The sequence below is a fragment of the Halofilum ochraceum genome (assembly GCF_001614315.2).
Classification (GTDB): domain Bacteria; phylum Pseudomonadota; class Gammaproteobacteria; order XJ16; family Halofilaceae; genus Halofilum; species Halofilum ochraceum.
In genome coordinates this window covers 170,051-186,355 of sequence record NZ_LVEG02000005.1, presented here as the reverse complement: position 1 = coordinate 186,355, position 16,305 = coordinate 170,051, and the positions used below count along the sequence as shown (strand labels likewise).

The window sequence follows — 16,305 nt, the reverse complement described above, 5'->3', positions numbered from 1 at the left end:
GCCCTGGTCGTGCCCGACCGCCAGACGCGAGGACGGTACCCATGTCCGAGGAGAAGGAAGACACCGGCACACCGGCGGAGGTCGAGCGGTTTCTCGACCGGTACCCGGGGCTGGAGTACATCGAGGCCTTCGTCACCGACATCAACGGAATTGCACGCGGCAAACGGGTTCCGGCCGCGGCGCTCGCGCGTCTCTATGACAAGGGCCTGTGCCTGCCGGCATCGACGCTGATCCTTGACGTCTGGGGCAATGAAGTCGAGGCCTCCGGCCTGATCTTCGATACGGGCGATGCGGATCACCCATGCTGGCCGATTGCGGGAACACTGCAACCGCTGCCATGGACCGAGGGGCGCGGCGGCCAGCTGCTGTTGCGCATGGAGACACCGGATACCACGCCATACCACGCGGATCCGCGTAATGTCCTCGTCGGTGTAGCCGAGCGGTTCGCCGCGCGCGGGCAGACGCCGGTCATCGCCACGGAACTGGAATTCCGGCTGTTCGAGCCGGAGCCCGCGGCCGACGGCTCACCGGTGCCGCCGACCCGGCTGGGACGCGGGGGCGGTTCGCAGCTGTTCGGCCTCGATGAGCTCGACGTAATGGACGCGGTTTTCTCGGAGATCGACCGGGCCTGCCGCGCGCAGGGAGTGCCCGCGGATACGGTCATCGCCGAGCAGAGCGATGGCCAGTACGAAGTCAACCTCACGCACGTGGGCGATCCGGTCGCGGCCGCGGATCACGCCATTCTCCTCAAGCGCACGATCAAGGCGGTCGCACGACGCCACGGCCTGGTGGCGAGCTTCATGGCGAAGCCGTTCGGCGATGAGGCGGGGAACGGACTGCACGTGCATGCCAGTCTGTTGGACCGTGATGGCAACAATATCTTCACCGATGGCGAACGCCCGACCGCGGCCCTGCATCATGCCGTGGGTGGCCTGATGGAGACGATGTACGACGCGGCCGCGGTATTCGCGCCGCATGCGAACTCCTGGCGCCGATTCCAGGTCGGTGCGCACGTTCCGATGGGCCCCACCTGGGGATTCGACAACCGCACGACCGCGGTCCGCGTACCACTCTCGAGTCCAGCCGCGACACGGGTCGAGCACCGGGTAGCGGGCGCGGATGCGAATCCCTATCTCGCCGTCGCGGCCATACTGGCGGGCATCGATCACGGACTCGCGAACGCGGTCCAGCCGCCGCCTGAGACGAAGGGCTCGGCGTTCAACCAGCATGCGCCGGGACTGCCCGAGACGTGGGAGAGCGCGCTGGGCGCCTTCGGGGAATCGGCGTTCGTCGCGGAGTACTTCGGCGAGGAGTACCGGCGCCTGTTCACGGTCTGCAAACGTCAGGAGCAGGCCCGCTTCCGCCGGGATGTTCCGCGCTTCGAATACGAAAGTTACCTGGGTGCGATCTGATATGAACGCGACTGCCGAACAGACCGCCGCGCGCACAGTGGCGCCCGGCGCGACCGGAAGCCTGGAGCACGCCGAATCCTGGTATGCGGCGACCGCCAGACCTTCCCCCGAACGGCCAGCGCTCGAGGGCGACGTGACGACCGACGTGTGCGTTGTCGGGGCCGGGTTTTCGGGCATGTCGACGGCGCTGCATCTCGCCGAGCGCGGCTACGCGGTGACCGTGCTGGAAGCCGCACGTGTCGGCTGGGGCGCCTCGGGGCGCAATGGTGGGCAGCTCGTCAACGGCTACAGCCGGGATCTCGCCACCATCGAGAAACGCTATGGCCCGGAGGCCGCCCGCCAGCTCGGCTCGATGGCCTTCGAGGGCTCGGGGATTATCCGCGAGCTCGTCAAACGCTACGACATCGACTGCAATCTGCGTGAAGGCGGACTCTTCGCGGCCTTGAACCGCCGGCAGTTGGGGGAACTCGAGCAGCAGAAAAAGGAATGGGGAGAATACGGCCACGACGGGCTCGAACTGCTGGATCGCGATTCCATCCGCAAGCACGTCGCGACGGATCTGTATGTCGGCGGGCTCCTGGATCGATGGAGCGGCCACATCCACCCCCTCAATCTCGTGCTGGGCGAGGCGGAGGCAGTGGAATCGCTCGGCGGACGGATCCATGAGCATTCGGCCGTCACACGGGTCGAGCAGGGCGAGCGGCCGGTCGTTCACACGTCCGGTGGACGGGTCCACGCGAAGCACGTCGTGCTCTGTGGCAATGCCTATCTCGGCGATGCCGTTCCGGCGCTGCGCGATCGCGTGATGCCGGTCAGCACCCAGGTCATGGCGACCGAGCCGCTTGACCCCGCGGTGATCGAGCGCCTGTTCCCGACCGGCGTGTGCGTGGAGGACTGCAACTACATCCTCGACTATTACCGCCCGACCGCGGATAACCGGATTCTCTTCGGTGGCGGCACGATCTACGGCGGTGTCACCCCCGATGACATCGTGGGCAAACTCCGCCCGCATCTCGCACGCACATTCCCGGAACTCGCCGACGCGCGCATCGATTACGCCTGGAGCGGGAATTTCGCGCTCACGCTCACCCGCATTCCCCATATGGGGCGGCTGAACGGCCCGGTGTACTTCACCCACGGGTACAGCGGCCACGGTGTGACCACCACCCATCTCGCGGGACGCCTGATCGCCGAGGCGATCGACGGCGAGACCGAGCGCTTCGATGCGTTCGCGCGCCTGCGCAATTACCCGTTCCCCGGCGGCCGGACCCTGCGGGTGCCGTTGACGATGCTGGGCGCCTGGTACTACCTGGCGAAGGAAAAAATCGGGCTGTAAGAGTCGGACAGGCGGCACGCGGCGGGTCCCGCTTAGTGGTGCGGCATGCGGGTCGGCAGACAGATCATGGGGGCAGTTGAATGAGCGAACACGGGCAGGGCGATCAGGCGTTCCGCGCGACCACGCTGTATGGTCGCGAGCCGGAGATGACCTATGGCGGCGCGCTCAGCTTCCTGCGCCGGCGCTACACGCGCGAGATTGACGCGGCCGATGTGGTCGTCAGCGGCCTGCCATTCGATCTGGCGACGACCAACCGCCCGGGCAGCCGATTCGGTCCCCAGGCGATCCGCGCCGCATCCACCCAACTGGCGGAACTCGACGCGTTTCCCTGGGGGTTTGATCCGTTCGACCACCTCGCGGTGGCCGACTGGGGCGATTGCTACCTGCCACCCGGCGACCCGCACGGCATGGCCGAATCGATCCTCGAGCATGCGCGCGCCATCCTCGCGCGGGGTCCGGGCATGCTGACGTTCGGGGGCGACCATTACGTCACCTGGCCACTGCTGAAAGCGCACGCCGAGCGGCACGGCCCGCTGGCCCTGATCCAGTTCGATGCGCATCCGGATACCTGGCCCGACGATGGCGTCCAACTCGATCACGGCACGATGATCGGGCGCGCAGTGCACGAAGGGGTGATTGATCCCGGCCGTTCGGTACAGCTCGGCATCCGCACCCACGCACCGGCCATGGGATTCAACGTGATCGACGCCCCGTGGATTCATGCCAACGGTCCCGCTGCGGCCGTGGAGCGTATCCGCGAGACCGTGGGGTCAGACCCCGTCTACGTGACGTTCGATATCGATTGCCTGGATCCCGCCTTTGCACCGGGCACGGGCACGCCGGTCCCCGGCGGGCTGAGCTCGGCCCAGGCGCTTGCGATCCTGCGCGACCTGGGCGACCTCTCGCTTGTGGGCATGGACGTCGTCGAGGTCGCGCCCGCGTACGACCACAGCGGCATTACGGCAACGGCCGCCGCGACCATTGCCCATGATTACCTGTGCCTGCTCGCCGCCCAGCGGCGCGACGGCTGACCAACCGCCTGACAGGGTGGTCGGTTGGGGCCGACCCGCTTCAGGCGCCGGCGTACCCACGGATCTTCTCGTACAGCGCGTCGGCGATCGTAATCCCTTCCGCGCCCGTACGCTCGCGGGCGGCAAGCCGCCCCTGACCGGGCAGGCGAGCACCTTCCTGACCCTCGATCGCGGCCAGCATATGTTCCAGCCGATCGCCGAAATCGGGCCCGCCGAACGCAGCGGGATCGATGGCGATGAAGAACTGCCCGGTACGCGGCGATCCACCTTCGTTGGTCGCGAACGATGACGCATCGATCGCAAAGTTCGAGCGCGTCATCGCGGCCGCCATGATCTCGACAATGAGGGCGATCCCGGCGCCCTTGTAGCCGCCCATCGGCAGCATCGTCCCGCCGTCGAGTGCGGCTTCCGGGTCGGTGGTCGGATGCCCGTGTTTGTCGAGTGCCCAGCCTTCGGGGATGGGTTCGCCTTTCTGCTTGTGCACCACGACCTCGCTCTTCGCGATCACCGACGAGGACTGGTCGATCACCAGCGGTGCACCGGACCGCCGGGGTACGGCACAGGAGAGGGGATTGGTGCCGAACACGGCCTTGCTGCCGCCCCAGGGCGCGATGGATGCGGGGGCGTTGACGAAGCCGAGTGCGACCAGCCCGGCATCGGCGATCCGCTCGACGTGATAACCGCAGACGCCGCAGTTATACGAGTTCGTGACAGCCAGCGCGGCGATTCCCTGTTCGCGGGCGAGCGGATACAGCCGCTCCAGTCCGCGATCGATCGCCGGATGCGCGAAGCCGTCCTTCGCATCGGCCAGCAGCCCGGACGGCGCAACCGGCTCCACGGTCGGATTGGCGTTGCCGTCGATCTTGCCGCAGCGGGCATGTTCACAATAGGTGGGCAGGCGCGCCAGACCGTGGCTGTGGATACCGTCCGCCTCGCTGGCGACGACCGACTGCGTCACCGAACGGGCATTGTCTTCGCGCGTGTTACAGGCGACCAGGGCGCTCTGCGTGAGTTCTTCCACCTGCTCGAGTGTCAACTGGGCCGACATATCGCCTCCATCCGTTTCGTTGTGCTTGCCGCCCCGCGGTCGGCGGCGGCGCAGGCCCCGGATCGGGGCAGACCGGGGAAGTGTAAGCACCCGCGGCGCGAACGGCCATTGGCCGATGTCGAGGCGTCTTTATCGCCCGATCAGTAATCCTGGCCCGGGCGCCGGGTTACCCCCGAACGGTCTGGAAATGGATGCTTTCGAGTTCATTCGCGATCCCGCGCAGGCGGCGGCCGATCGCCAGGCGCTGCAGCGGCGTCAGTGTCCCGGCGAATTCGGTGAGCAGATCGATGAGCCCCGCCCTGAACCGGTCGAATGCAGCACGCTCGTGCGGCCGCAATGCCGCGCGGTCCACCCACCAGCCGCGCATCCACGCGGCCACTTCCGCCGCTTCTGCATCACGGCGGAGCAGGGCGAGCAGCCCCGCCTGCATGCGGGTCCGATAGCGGTACCATTCGGCAGAGGTATCGGGCAATTCGCGTACACCGCGATACAGTAATTGCGTTTGATGGACGTCCAGCGGGCCGGTCCAGCTCTCGATGAAGTCGATCATCCGTTCGGCGAGCGCCCGCTGGCTTGCACGGTGGGAGACATCGACATAGCGCTCGCGGTACGCCGCATTTTCCGTCTGCATCCGTTGACGCAGGTACCGGCGCTGGTCCTGATCGGTGTCCGCGAGTACCGACGCCAGCCACCCATCGATCGCGTCGCCCATCAGCGCTTCATACCGCTTTTTGGCGCCACGGTAGGCCCATTGGACATCGGCACCGGTCAGCTCACTACGGGTTCGAAGGGCGGCGGCGCGCAGGAACTCCGTATATCCCGGCATGCGCTCGACCGCGATCCGGTCGAGCCACGGTTCCAGTTGGCTCTGCAGATCCGAGCGCTGTGCCGGTTTCAGGGCGACCCAGTCATCCACACGATCGACGAGCACGCTGTCGACGTAGCTCCATGCGAGGGAGAACGCACTGCAGCCTGTCAGCACCACGAGCAGAACGAGCACCGTCATGCGCAGCGGGGGTGGTGACCAGGGGCGATACGCCCGCGCGGCTCCGTGCATGCCGATTCCCGTGTAAGGCGCCGATCGACCGCGACCGGCTCGATGATCATCTCCCGATGGTCGCCAGGGATCAATCACACCGGGACACCTGGTGTGCCGGCTGCCAAGTGCAATACGGTTGCCTTGTCGGCCCGCGGGCACCCCCGTACCATTCCCTTCGGGAGCGCCCGATGGGCACCAGGACCCGTCCTGGATGGACCGAAGCGACGGTCGTGATGCCGTTGGGCCGAAACGCGTTCAGGCGGGAGCCAGCATGCACATAACCGAAGGATTCACCGGAACTGTCGGCAATACGCCGTTGATTCGCCTGTCGCGCCTCAGCGAGGAGACCGGCTGCGAGATTCTGGGCAAAGCGGAGTTCCTGAATCCCGGCGGGTCCGTCAAGGATCGCGCCGCGCTGGGCATCATCGAGGCGGCCGAGGCAAGCGGTGAACTGCGCGCCGGCGGCACCGTTGTCGAGGGTACCGCCGGCAATACCGGCATCGGGCTCGCGCATATCTGTAATGCGCGTGGCTACCGCTGCGTGATCGTGATCCCCGAGACCCAGTCCCAGGAGAAGATGGACCTGCTGCGCATCCTGGGGGCCGAGGTCCGGCCGGTTCCCGCGAAGCCCTACCGCGATCCGGACAATTACCAGCACGTGGCCCGCCGCCTGGCGGAGGAGACGGACAACGCGATCTGGGCGGCTCAGTTCGATAATACCGCGAATCGAGACGCCCATTATGCGACCACCGGCCCCGAGCTCTGGCGGCAGACCGAAGGGCGGATCAACGCCTTCGTCGCCGCGACCGGCACGGGCGGCACGCTCGCCGGCGTATCCCGGTATCTTAAGCAACAGAACGAGGGCGTGCGGATCGTACTGGCGGATCCGCCCGGAAGCGCCCTCTACAACTGGGTGAAAAACGGCGAATTGCAGGCCGTCGGTTCCGGCTCGATCACGGAGGGGATCGGGACGAGCCGGATTACCGCCAACCTCGAGGGCACGGCCATCGACGACGCGGTCATGCCCGCCGACCAGGAATCGGTCGACATGGTCTATCGCCTGCTGCATCGCGATGGGTTGTTCCTGGGCGGATCTTCCGGACTCAATGTCTGCGCCGCCGTGCAGGTCGCACGCGAACTGGGCCCCGGCCACACGATCGCGACCATTCTCTGCGACAGCGGGGCACGCTACCAGTCGCGCCTGTTCGATCCGTCCTGGCTCGCGGGCAAAGGACTCGAAGCGCCGGCCCTGAACGCCTCCTGATCGCAGCGGCAGGAACGCTGTTCCTGCCGCGGCCATCAAGCGCCTGTCGGCAAGTAGAGACCCACGCGGAACCCGCTTCCGGGAGCGGTCTCCACATCCATACTGCCGCCGAGCATGTCGACGCGTTCCCGCATGACCGAGAGGCCGATACCCGGCGTGCCCTGGTGGGGGAGGGCCTGCGCGACCTCGTCGCCGCTGCCATTGTCTTCGACGGCGACGCGGACCGCCTTGGCGGTCTGGTCCAGCGTGACCTCCACGCGGGTGGCGTCGCCGTTCTTGAGGGCGTTCAGGAGCAGTTCCCGGATCGCCTGGAACAGGAACGTCTCGAGGTCCTCCGACAGCGACAGTTCCGCATCGACCTCCACACGCACATCCATGACCTGGTCACGACGGTATTCCTCGGCGAGCCACTCGAGCGCGGCGGCGAGGCCGTGATCCGAGAGGATCAACGGACACAGTTCATGGCTCAGGCCCCGTGCACGCTGGATCGCCGAGTCCAGCAGTTCCTGCAGGCGCTGCGCCTTTTGTTCGACCTCGGCCGGGGGGGCGCCGACGAGCCCTACGGTCTGCAGTTTCGCGGTGACCAGCACCTGCTGCAGTTGATCATGGATGAAGCGGGCGATCCGCCGACGCTCACTGTGCTCGGCATGCGTCAACTGGAGCGTCAGCGCCTGCAGCTGTTGCGTCCGCAGTTCCGCCTCCCGGGCACGGCTTTCCAGCTCCCGATTGAGCGCCTCCAGATGCGCTTCATAGTCGGCCGCGAGCTCCCGGGCTTCGCGGGTCGCGGATTCGTCCGGATGTTCCGATTTCCGGTCGGCGTGATCGCGTTTCATGGCTGTAAGCTCCTGACACCTTGCTCCGCGCTGCGCAGCGGGCGAAGTGGGGACAGGAGAGGGCGCCGGTGCGGTTCCGTCCCCGGCTTCGATCGCCGGCAAGCGGCGGTGTAACGATCCTTACATTGATAATAGTCAATTGCGCCAACAAACGCCCGAATTCCCGGGTGGCATCATAATCGCAGCGAACCATAGTCAGGGCTAACCGGTGACGGAAAACCATCGACCGGTGCTCATCCAGATCACGGCGCGCCGCGGGTTCCCGGCCAACCCGGCTGGACGCAGCGGAAAACACGGCAGGGAGGCGGAGCGGTAGTCGGGTTTCAGCGGACACTACGATGAAAGACCCCATTTCAACGTCGCTGCGGCCACTGGGCCTGTTCGGCGAACTGCTGCTCGGTTCGGACGCGATCGGGCTGCTCGGTATCGACAGCGCGGGTCGGATCCGCCTCAGCGGGAGCGGCGCGAACCTCCTGTTCGCATGCGCGGACGGAAAACTGATCGGACAATCGATCGAGGAACTGTTACCCGGATTCTCCGTGGATCAACTCCGCCGCAGCCGGCGCGTGATGGAAATCGGCCGGTGGCGCCCGGAGTGGCTCATCGACCGCCAGCGGGGCGAAGCGCTTCGCTTCAATGGTACGCACTTCGCCGTACAGATCTCGGTAGTCAGTATCATCGACTCCGGCGATATCTGCTATGTCGTGCTTCTTGTCGACCTCACCGCGCAACTCGAACACGGTGACAAACTCACTCGTCTCGCCTATAGCGACACGGTGACCGATCTGCCCAACCGGGCCCACTTCATGCAGCGTCTCCGCGAGGCCAGCGCCGGAGCAAAGCAACGTGGCGCCGGCATTGGGCTGCTGTTCGTCGATATCGACCGCTTCAAGGAGATCAACGACACGATGGGGCATTCGGGCGGGGACCGGGCGCTGGAGATCCTCGGTCAACGGCTCACGAGTGCCGTCCGACCGCAGGACATCGTCGCCCGCTACGGGGGCGACGAGTTTGTCGTGCTGATGGAAGAGCCGGGCGAGCCGGCGGTCGCGGAGGAGATTGCCGAGCGTGTCGCCGAGCGGATCCTGCAGGCGCTGCAGAAACCCGTCCGGCTCGCGGATCGCGGCATCCGCTTGTCGGTCAGTATCGGCATCGCGATAGCGACCGAAACCCGGGAAACGCCGGAGTTGCTGCTGGAATCGGCGGATGCTGCCATGTACAGCGTCAAGGTGCGCGGCGGCGGTGCGTTTGCCCACGCGTCAATCGTCAAGCCACCACCGGTTCAAAGCGGCGGTCACGCCGGATAAGCAGAGGGCGCATTCCCGCACGTTAACGTCACCAGGGGTGCTCGCTGCCGTCCCGGGTGAGAAAACGGCTCGAGTGCGCCGGTTCGAGGCGGTCGATCACGGTCAGCATGTCATTCACGGACTCGCTCGCGGTCAATTCGGCGTGCGGGCCACCGAGGTCCGTTTGCACCCAACCGGGATGCAGCGCCACCACGATCATGCCCTCGGGAGCGAGGTCGTGCGCGGCCGCCCGGGTGAGCATATTGAGCGCGGCCTTGCTGGCCGCGTAACTGTAATGGCGGCCGGATTCCTTGTGCGCCAGTGAGCCCATGGACGAACTGATATTCACGATCCGGGGGCGCCCGGAATGAACCAGCAGCCGGTGGCAGCGCTGGGCCACGATCAGGGGCGCAATGGCGTTCACTTCCAGAACGGCGGTCATCGAGGCCGCATGGAGATTCGAGAATTCCTCGCCGCGTGGAGAAGTGCCGGCGTTGTTGATCACGAGATCGAGAGAGCCGTCGCCGTCGAGGGCAATCCGATTGACCACCGCGTCGATGGAATCCCGCCGCGTCACATCCAGTTCCAGCACCTCGATCCTGTCCTCGCGGTGCGCGACCAGCGTGCTGAGGAAACCGGCCCCGTCCGGATTGCGGCAGCCCGCAAACACGCGGGCGCCGCGCTCGGCGTACTGCCGCACGAACTCCAGTCCAAGGCCGCGATTGGCGCCCGTTACGAGAACCCGTTCACCGCTGGTGCGGGATTCAGTCATTGACCGTAACCGTCAGTTGTCGGCTGTAGCCGCGATAGCGGTGTTCCCAGATGTAGATGCCCTGATACCGCCCAAGCGCGAGGCGCCCATCGGTGACCGGGACCGTGAGATCGGAGTGGGTCATCACGGTCCGCACGTGGGCCGACATATCGTCGTCGCCTTCGGCACGGTGACGGAACATCGGGTCACCGTCGGTGACCAGCCGGGAAAAGAAGCGTTCCAGATCATCACGGACATCTGGATCGATATTTTCGCAGAGCATCAATGAGGCGCTCGTATGATGCAGGAAGACGTGCGCGAGGCCCGTTTCGACACCGCTGTCCGCGACCGCCTGTTGAATCGCCTCGGTAACCTCATGCGTTGCGCGGGTGCGCGTTTCGACGCTGAGCTGCTTCTGGTACATCGATCAGGCTCCGCCAGGGGCTCGCACGCGGACCCCCATGCTGTGATGTCCCCAGGCCGGTGTACAAGGGGGCGTCACGGGTTCAGAAGCGTCCACTGCCAGCATTCCCCATCGAACCAGATCAGTTCCCGTTCATGCTGGCGGTATTTGCGCTCATGCCAGAATTCGATCCGGTCGGGAACGATCCGCAGGCCGGACCAGAAGGGCGGACGCGGCACCTCGACACCGTCGAACCGCTGCCGGTACTCATCCAGCCGCTGCTCGTACGTCTCGCGTCGATCCAGCGGTGCCGACTGCTCCGAGGCCCAGGCGCCAAGCTGGCTCTCGCGCGGCCGGGAGGCCCAGTAGGCGTCCGCTTCGGCATCGGCGACCTGTTCCACCGGACCCTCGATCCGGACCTGCCGGGCCAGGGACTGCCACAGGAAGAGCAGGGCGGCCTGCGGATTGTCGCGGACCTGGGTGCCCTTGCGGCTCGTCAGGTTCGTGTAGATCACAAAACCGCGCTCGTCGAAGTGCTTCAGCAGGACCGTCCTTGCGCTGGGCCGACCATCGGGGCCCGCCGTCGCAAGGGTGACGGCGGTCTTTTCGCCCGGTTCGGCCGACTTCGCCTGTTCGAACAGCCCGCTGAAACGCTCGATCGCCTCCGTATACAGAGGGTCCGACGCCGACGCCATTTACGCCGGTTCCTTCGTCGCCGCCATCTGGCGCAGGACGTAGTGCAGGATCCCGCCATGGCGGTAGTAATCCCGCTCCTTCGGCGTCAGCAGGCCGACCTTTGCCGTGAACTCGACCGGTTTGCCGGACTCCGGGGTCGCGCGCACGGTCACTTCCCGTTCCTCCCCGGTCTTCAGTCCCTCGATATCGAAACTCTCGGTCCCGTCCAGGCCAAGCGACTCGGCGTTTTCACCATCGCGGAACAGCAGGGGCAGGACGCCCATTCCGATCAGGTTCGACCGATGAATACGCTCGAAGCTCTCGGCGATCACGGCCTGCACGCCGAGCAGCTTGGTGCCCTTGGCCGCCCAGTCGCGTGACGAACCGGTGCCGTATTCCTTGCCGGCGAGCACGACCAGTGGCGTGCCCTGCTCGCGGTAGCGCATGGCCGCGTCGTAGATCCACATCTCGTCGCCGTCGGGCTGGAAGCGGGTGACGCCGCCCTCGGTGCCCGGTGCCAGCAGATTGCGCAGGCGGATATTGGCGAAGGTGCCGCGCATCATCACCTCGTGGTTGCCCCGCCGTGAGCCATAGGAGTTGAAGTCCTTCGGCTCGATACCACGGTCCATAAGCCACTGACCCGCCGGGCTGTGTTTCGCGATCGCACCGGCCGGCGAGATATGGTCCGTGGTGACGCTGTCGCCCAGCAGGGCGAGTACGCGGGCGCCCTTGATGTCACCGATTTCCGGCGGCTCGTGGGTGATGCCCTCGAAGAAGGGCGGGTTCTTCACGTACGTCGAGTCCGGATCCCACTCATACAGCTCGCCTTCCGGGATCGCGAGGCTGTTCCAGTTCTCGTCGCCGCCGAACACCTTCCCGTAGTTGCTCTCGAACATACCGGCATTGATGTGCTGGGTGATCATCTCCTGGATTTCCTGCGGATCCGGCCAGATGTCGCGCATATAGACGTCACGACCGTCACTGTCCTGACCCAGGGGCTGTTCCAGCAGGTCGATATCCATCGTGCCGGCGAGGGCGTAGGCGACCACCAGCGGCGGCGACGCCAGGAAGTTCATCTGCACATCGGGGTGGATGCGGCCCTCGAAGTTGCGGTTGCCGGAGAGCACCGAACAGCTCACGAGATCGTTATCGTGGATGGCGCTGCTGATCTCCTCGCGCAATGGACCCGAGTTGCCGATACAGGTGGTGCAGCCATAACCGACCACGTAGAAGCCCAGTGCCTCGAGGTCGTCCAGCAGGTCCGTACGCTTGAGGTAGTCGGTCACGACCTTGGATCCCGGTGCCAGGCTGGTCTTGACCCATGGCTTGACCGGCAGGCCGCGCTTCAGCGCATTCCGTGCCAGCAGGCCGGCGCCGATCATCACGGCCGGATTCGAGGTATTGGTGCAGCTGGTGATCGCGGCGATCACCACGCTCCCGTCCTTGAGCTGGAACTGCTGGCCGTCCATCTCGACATCCGCGATCCCGTCGGGAGCCGCTTCCGTCGCGCCCGGCGCGGCGCCGCCGCCTTCGCCCTCGAAACGACCCTCGTCGCCGTTACCGTTTGCACGGGCCTCGATCATGGGCCCGAGGTGCTTGTGGTAGGTCTGGCGAGCGGTGCGCAGCGGCATCCGGTCCTGCGGCCGTTTCGGGCCCGCGATGCTCGGCTCGACATCGCCGAGATCGAGTTCGATTACATCGGTGTATTCCGCTTCCACCGCGCCGTCGTCACGCCACAGGCCCTGTTCGCGTGCGTACTGCTCGACCAGTGCCATCTGTTCTTCACTGCGCCCGGTGAGCTCCAGGTAGCGGAGTGTCTCGCGATCGAGCGGGAACATGGCGCAGGTGCTGCCGAATTCGGGCGACATGTTGCCGAGCGTGGCGCGGTCGGCGAGGGGCAGCTGCGACAGGCCATCGCCGAAGAACTCGACGAAACGCCCCACGACGCCTTTCTCCCGCAGCATCTGGGTCACCGTGAGGACCAGGTCGGTCGCCGTGGCGCCCTTGGGCAGGCTCCCGGTCATGCGGAAACCGATCACCTGCGGGATCAGCATCGTAATCGGCTGACCGAGCATGGCGGCCTCGGCCTCGATACCGCCGACGCCCCAGCCGAGCACGCCGAGACCGTTGATCATGGTCGTGTGCGAGTCCGTGCCGACCAGCGTGTCCGGATACGCCTGCAGCACGCCGTCCTTCTTCTCGCCGAATACGGCGCGGGCCAGGTACTCGAGGTTCACCTGATGGACGATGCCGGTGTTCGGCGGGACCACCTTGAAGTTATCGAACGCCTGCTGGCCCCAGCGCAGGAACTGGTACCGCTCCTTGTTGCGTTCGAATTCGATTTCGTTGTTCCGCCGCAGCGAGTCGGCGTCGCCGTAGCTGTCGACCTGTACGGAATGATCGATGACCAGTTCGGCCGGGGAGAGCGGATTGATCCGCTTGGGATCGCCTCCGAGCGTCGTCATCGCTTCGCGCATGGCCGCCAGATCGACGACGGCGGGCACACCCGTGAAGTCCTGGAGCAGCACCCGCGCCGGGGTAAACGCGATCTCATGACTCGGTTCCGCCGCTGGATCCCAGTCGATCAGGGCCTGAATGTCGTCCCGCGTCACGGTCTCGCCGTCCTCGTGCCGCAGCAGGTTCTCGAGCAGAACACGCAGGGAATAGGGCAGCCGGGCGATCTGGCTTTCGCTGGCGACGGCGTCGAGGCGATGAATGCGGTATTGGCGGTCGCCCACCTCGAGGGTCGCGCGGGCGTCGGAACGTTCTGTCATGAAACCTCCAGGGGATTGGAGCGGCGGGCTATCACCGTTCAATTATAGCCGCAGGACCCGGTCCCTATCGATGCCCGCGGCAAATGTTTCGCGGCGGCTTCGCTACCGATCTCCTTGACCCGCCACGCCCACATCCTCGGGTTTTGGTCTATTACTCCTTTTCTGTCAGAAAGTTACCGCCTATTCGTATCAAGATTTTTATATATACCCTGTAAGTGGGCAATCCACTAATCGTGCCCGTTATAAGACCTCATAACAATGAGTTACGCATACTTTCCAGAAGCCATCGAGACTGAATGATTGACTGCACCTATCGACCGAAAGGCGAACTCGCCGGCATCCGTACACGCCAGCCTACTGTCTTCGTTACCGCGGCAGGCGGGCAGCATGCCTTCGCGAAGGCAAAGGTTCGCGAGCCGATCCACGCATTTGCGAGTCAACTCGGGAGTGCAAACCGGGGGACTAAACGGCCCCGTGATGCGCGAGAAGTCTTCAGTCGGGGGAACTGCGCGGATGGCGGTGTCCTCAGGCGGACGATTGGTGCGCCGGTCGAATCCGTCTGGAACGAACACGGACCAGCAAGGGATTCTGGCAGGGAGCCGATCTCGGCCGGCCGAGCGCTCAAGATCACATGGCCTCAGGCACTATTTAACATAATATACATTATGCGCAGTACAGGATCGGGCAGAAATGCCCGGACGCCCGCATGAGTGGTCGAGAACAGAAAGCACTTAAGTTTTTGACAACAAGTGCTAAATCTTTACACAAAGTGCTTGTGTCGTTGACCAGAACCGGGTCTTGGTCGTATCCGGGAAATGCGGCATGAATCGGCTGAGCAGAAACCGTCGGTTTCTTGCGCGGAAAGGCGTACCGGCTACGCGGAGCTCTGCTCTAGCGCGACGACGAGCGATTGCCTGGACGACGATTGCCAGCCGCTCGGCTCGTTGCGCCGCAGTGAATGCGAGGTACATGCCGCTTCGCCGTCTGCTCGTATAAGGTAACGAGTGAATCCCCGAGAATTTCCACCTTGCGCTTGTCCGGCCGGGTCTGGAGTTCCATCGCCCGATCTCCGCGTCCACCGAGCGAGGAGCGCCGGGGTCGCGGTCTACCTGGGCCATGCAGGCGCCCGTGCCCATGGTCTCGAGAAACTGTACCGCCGGCGGAATACTGATGGCCTACGGGCCAGAAACCTGCGGACGCCGCGCCCGACCGCTCTCGTCCCAGTCTTCCCATCCGGGGAAAGCTCTGGGAGCGTCCGTGTGGAGATTGACGAGGCGCTCGTGCCAGCGCGCCAGATGTCGCTGGAGCAGTCCATCGGCCGACTCAGCATCCTGGTAGCTGTAACCGTGTCCCTGAACACCGGGCGCGATAAACGGCGTGAGTACGCGAAACCCCATGTAATGCAGCGAGTACTCGACCGGCCAGAGCATCGTGTCCGGATCGCCGCCCCGGCTGCCGGGGCCGAGCGTCTCGGCCGGAGCCCCGGTGGTGACGGCACACAAGGCGGTACGTCCGCGGAAGTAGCCGTTGTCATAGCGCATCCGGCTCGTATACAGCCCACCGCTGATGAACACTCGATCCATCCAGCCCTTGAGTATCGCCGGCGGACCATGCCACCAGAGCGGGAACTGCAGGATCAGCCCCTCGGCGCGCTGGAGGCGCGCGATCTCGCGGGTGACTTCCGGGGCCAATGCGCCCGCCTTCCAGGCATGGCGCTGCTCGCCGAGCGCAGCGAAGTAGTCGGAATCGGCGCGCTCTGCGTAGTGCGCGGGCCCCTCCACCGGGTCGAAGCCCTCACCGTAGAGGTCGGACACCTCGATGCTGTCGCCGCGGCCCTCCAGTGCCCGGCGGGCCGTAGCCGTAAGCGCCCCGTTGAAGGAATCGGGCTCCGGGTGGGAATGAACAATCAGCCAGTGCATCGCATCGCTCCTGTGCCCTGCCCCTGCTTCCGCCCCCAAGGGCTCACCTCCGCCTCCTCAGTGGACGCACACGAGGCCCTCGGAATGTGGCCGCAAGCCGGGACACCGCGCTGACGAGTATCTTCCCGGCCGCAGCGAATGCGGCGGACCGTGCGGCCGTGTTGTGCTTCTCGATCGAAGAAAGACGACTGTCACCCGTGTAGAACATTACGGTACGAGCTCTCCAAGGGATGCGGATTCCCACGCAGAAGGCATAGAGCCGTATTATCCATACCGTTTCCGGCGTCCGCAGCGAAGAACTGTCAACTGGACCTTACAGAATGTCATGCGTTGCGGTGCGATCATGGCTCATGGGCGGTTGCAGCGAGCGTCGGGGGCACGCGGGCTGACCGAGTCCGACCGGGCCCGGCGCCGCCTCGGGATCGCGCCGAGCGACCGGAGCCGTGATGGATATCGCCCCTGTATGCCCCGGTCAGCGATTGAGCCAATATCGAATCCCGGCTCCCTGTGCCAGCCCGCAAGGGTCTCAAGTCA

Annotated in this window: 13 protein-coding genes; 5 read left to right on the top strand and 8 right to left on the bottom strand. The window is 65.4% G+C overall.

The genetic code is table 11. From position 1 onward, the window contains the following. The first annotated feature begins 41 nt into the window (after nt 1–41). From A0W70_RS07350 to speB, 3 genes are all read left to right on the top strand, one after another. On the top strand, nt 42–1,412 hold the full coding sequence (locus A0W70_RS07350) for a glutamine synthetase family protein (RefSeq protein ID WP_083330850.1): 1,371 nt from the start codon (nt 42–44) through the stop codon (nt 1,410–1,412). Between the two features lies 1 nt (nt 1,413). Further along, nucleotides 1,414–2,748 carry an NAD(P)/FAD-dependent oxidoreductase gene (locus tag A0W70_RS07345; protein WP_083330849.1) on the top strand — a complete coding sequence of 445 codons (1,335 nt, stop codon included), beginning with the start codon at nt 1,414–1,416 and terminating at the stop codon, nt 2,746–2,748. An 80-nt stretch (nt 2,749–2,828) separates the two neighbouring features. Beyond that, on the top strand, nt 2,829–3,779 hold the full coding sequence (speB, locus tag A0W70_RS07340) for an agmatinase (RefSeq protein ID WP_070988575.1): 951 nt from the start codon (nt 2,829–2,831) through the stop codon (nt 3,777–3,779). Between the two features lie 40 nt (nt 3,780–3,819). On the opposite strand, the gene A0W70_RS07335 is transcribed toward speB, so the two are convergent. Then, nucleotides 3,820–4,827, bottom strand: coding sequence for an Ldh family oxidoreductase (locus tag A0W70_RS07335; RefSeq protein WP_070988574.1), 1,008 nt, complete (start codon nt 4,825–4,827; stop codon nt 3,820–3,822). Nucleotides 4,828–4,993: 166 nt separating this feature from the next. Continuing rightward, entirely contained in the window at nt 4,994–5,884 is an 891-nt protein-coding gene (locus A0W70_RS07330) for a DUF6279 family lipoprotein (RefSeq protein ID WP_139150782.1), read from the bottom strand. 253 nt (nt 5,885–6,137) lie between these two features. Here A0W70_RS07330 and A0W70_RS07325 point away from each other — a divergent pair, with 253 nt between their 5' ends. Continuing rightward, nucleotides 6,138–7,130: a cysteine synthase A gene (locus tag A0W70_RS07325; RefSeq protein WP_070988572.1), complete on the top strand. Its 993-nt coding sequence runs from the start codon at nt 6,138–6,140 to the stop codon at nt 7,128–7,130. Between the two features lie 35 nt (nt 7,131–7,165). Here A0W70_RS07325 and A0W70_RS07320 read toward each other — a convergent pair whose 3' ends face one another. Continuing rightward, nucleotides 7,166–7,963, bottom strand: a complete 798-nt coding sequence (locus tag A0W70_RS07320) for a sensor histidine kinase (protein WP_070988571.1) — start codon at nt 7,961–7,963, stop codon at nt 7,166–7,168. 338 nt (nt 7,964–8,301) lie between these two features. Between A0W70_RS07320 and A0W70_RS07315 the strand changes: the two genes are divergently transcribed. Next, nucleotides 8,302–9,270, top strand: a complete 969-nt coding sequence (locus A0W70_RS07315; protein ID WP_070988570.1) for a GGDEF domain-containing protein — start codon at nt 8,302–8,304, stop codon at nt 9,268–9,270. A 28-nt stretch (nt 9,271–9,298) separates the two neighbouring features. Here the strand turns inward: A0W70_RS07315 and A0W70_RS07310 are convergent, their stop codons facing one another. The 5 genes from A0W70_RS07310 to A0W70_RS07290 all read right to left on the bottom strand — a co-directional run bounded on the left by A0W70_RS07310 (nt 9,299) and on the right by A0W70_RS07290 (nt 15,771). Beyond that, nucleotides 9,299–10,021, bottom strand: a complete 723-nt coding sequence (locus A0W70_RS07310) for an SDR family oxidoreductase (RefSeq protein ID WP_070988569.1) — start codon at nt 10,019–10,021, stop codon at nt 9,299–9,301. Further along, complete coding sequence (locus tag A0W70_RS07305; protein ID WP_070988568.1) at nt 10,014–10,424, bottom strand: secondary thiamine-phosphate synthase enzyme YjbQ; 411 nt, start codon at nt 10,422–10,424, stop codon at nt 10,014–10,016. The genes A0W70_RS07310 and A0W70_RS07305 overlap by 8 nt, the downstream gene beginning before the upstream one ends. Nucleotides 10,425–10,498: 74 nt before the next feature. After that, nucleotides 10,499–11,098, bottom strand: coding sequence for a pyridoxamine 5'-phosphate oxidase (gene pdxH / locus A0W70_RS07300; RefSeq protein WP_070988567.1), 600 nt, complete (start codon nt 11,096–11,098; stop codon nt 10,499–10,501). Further along, nucleotides 11,099–13,852: an aconitate hydratase AcnA gene (gene acnA / locus A0W70_RS07295; protein ID WP_070988566.1), complete on the bottom strand. Its 2,754-nt coding sequence runs from the start codon at nt 13,850–13,852 to the stop codon at nt 11,099–11,101. Between the two features lie 1,175 nt (nt 13,853–15,027). After that, on the bottom strand, nt 15,028–15,771 hold the full coding sequence (locus A0W70_RS07290; protein ID WP_070988565.1) for an NAD(P)H-dependent oxidoreductase: 744 nt from the start codon (nt 15,769–15,771) through the stop codon (nt 15,028–15,030). Nucleotides 15,772–16,305 lie beyond the last annotated feature (534 nt).

Coding starts and splice junctions, on each gene's coding strand:
- A0W70_RS07350 (WP_083330850.1), top strand. CDS start 42: ATGTCCGAGGAGAAGGAAGACACCGGCACACCGGCGGAGGTCGAGCGG.
- A0W70_RS07345 (WP_083330849.1), top strand. CDS start 1,414: ATGAACGCGACTGCCGAACAGACCGCCGCGCGCACAGTGGCGCCCGGC.
- speB (WP_070988575.1), top strand. CDS start 2,829: ATGAGCGAACACGGGCAGGGCGATCAGGCGTTCCGCGCGACCACGCTG.
- A0W70_RS07335 (WP_070988574.1), bottom strand. CDS start 4,827: ATGTCGGCCCAGTTGACACTCGAGCAGGTGGAAGAACTCACGCAGAGC.
- A0W70_RS07330 (WP_139150782.1), bottom strand. CDS start 5,884: ATGCACGGAGCCGCGCGGGCGTATCGCCCCTGGTCACCACCCCCGCTG.
- A0W70_RS07325 (WP_070988572.1), top strand. CDS start 6,138: ATGCACATAACCGAAGGATTCACCGGAACTGTCGGCAATACGCCGTTG.
- A0W70_RS07320 (WP_070988571.1), bottom strand. CDS start 7,963: ATGAAACGCGATCACGCCGACCGGAAATCGGAACATCCGGACGAATCC.
- A0W70_RS07315 (WP_070988570.1), top strand. CDS start 8,302: ATGAAAGACCCCATTTCAACGTCGCTGCGGCCACTGGGCCTGTTCGGC.
- A0W70_RS07310 (WP_070988569.1), bottom strand. CDS start 10,021: ATGACTGAATCCCGCACCAGCGGTGAACGGGTTCTCGTAACGGGCGCC.
- A0W70_RS07305 (WP_070988568.1), bottom strand. CDS start 10,424: ATGTACCAGAAGCAGCTCAGCGTCGAAACGCGCACCCGCGCAACGCAT.
- pdxH (WP_070988567.1), bottom strand. CDS start 11,098: ATGGCGTCGGCGTCGGACCCTCTGTATACGGAGGCGATCGAGCGTTTC.
- acnA (WP_070988566.1), bottom strand. CDS start 13,852: ATGACAGAACGTTCCGACGCCCGCGCGACCCTCGAGGTGGGCGACCGC.
- A0W70_RS07290 (WP_070988565.1), bottom strand. CDS start 15,771: ATGCACTGGCTGATTGTTCATTCCCACCCGGAGCCCGATTCCTTCAAC.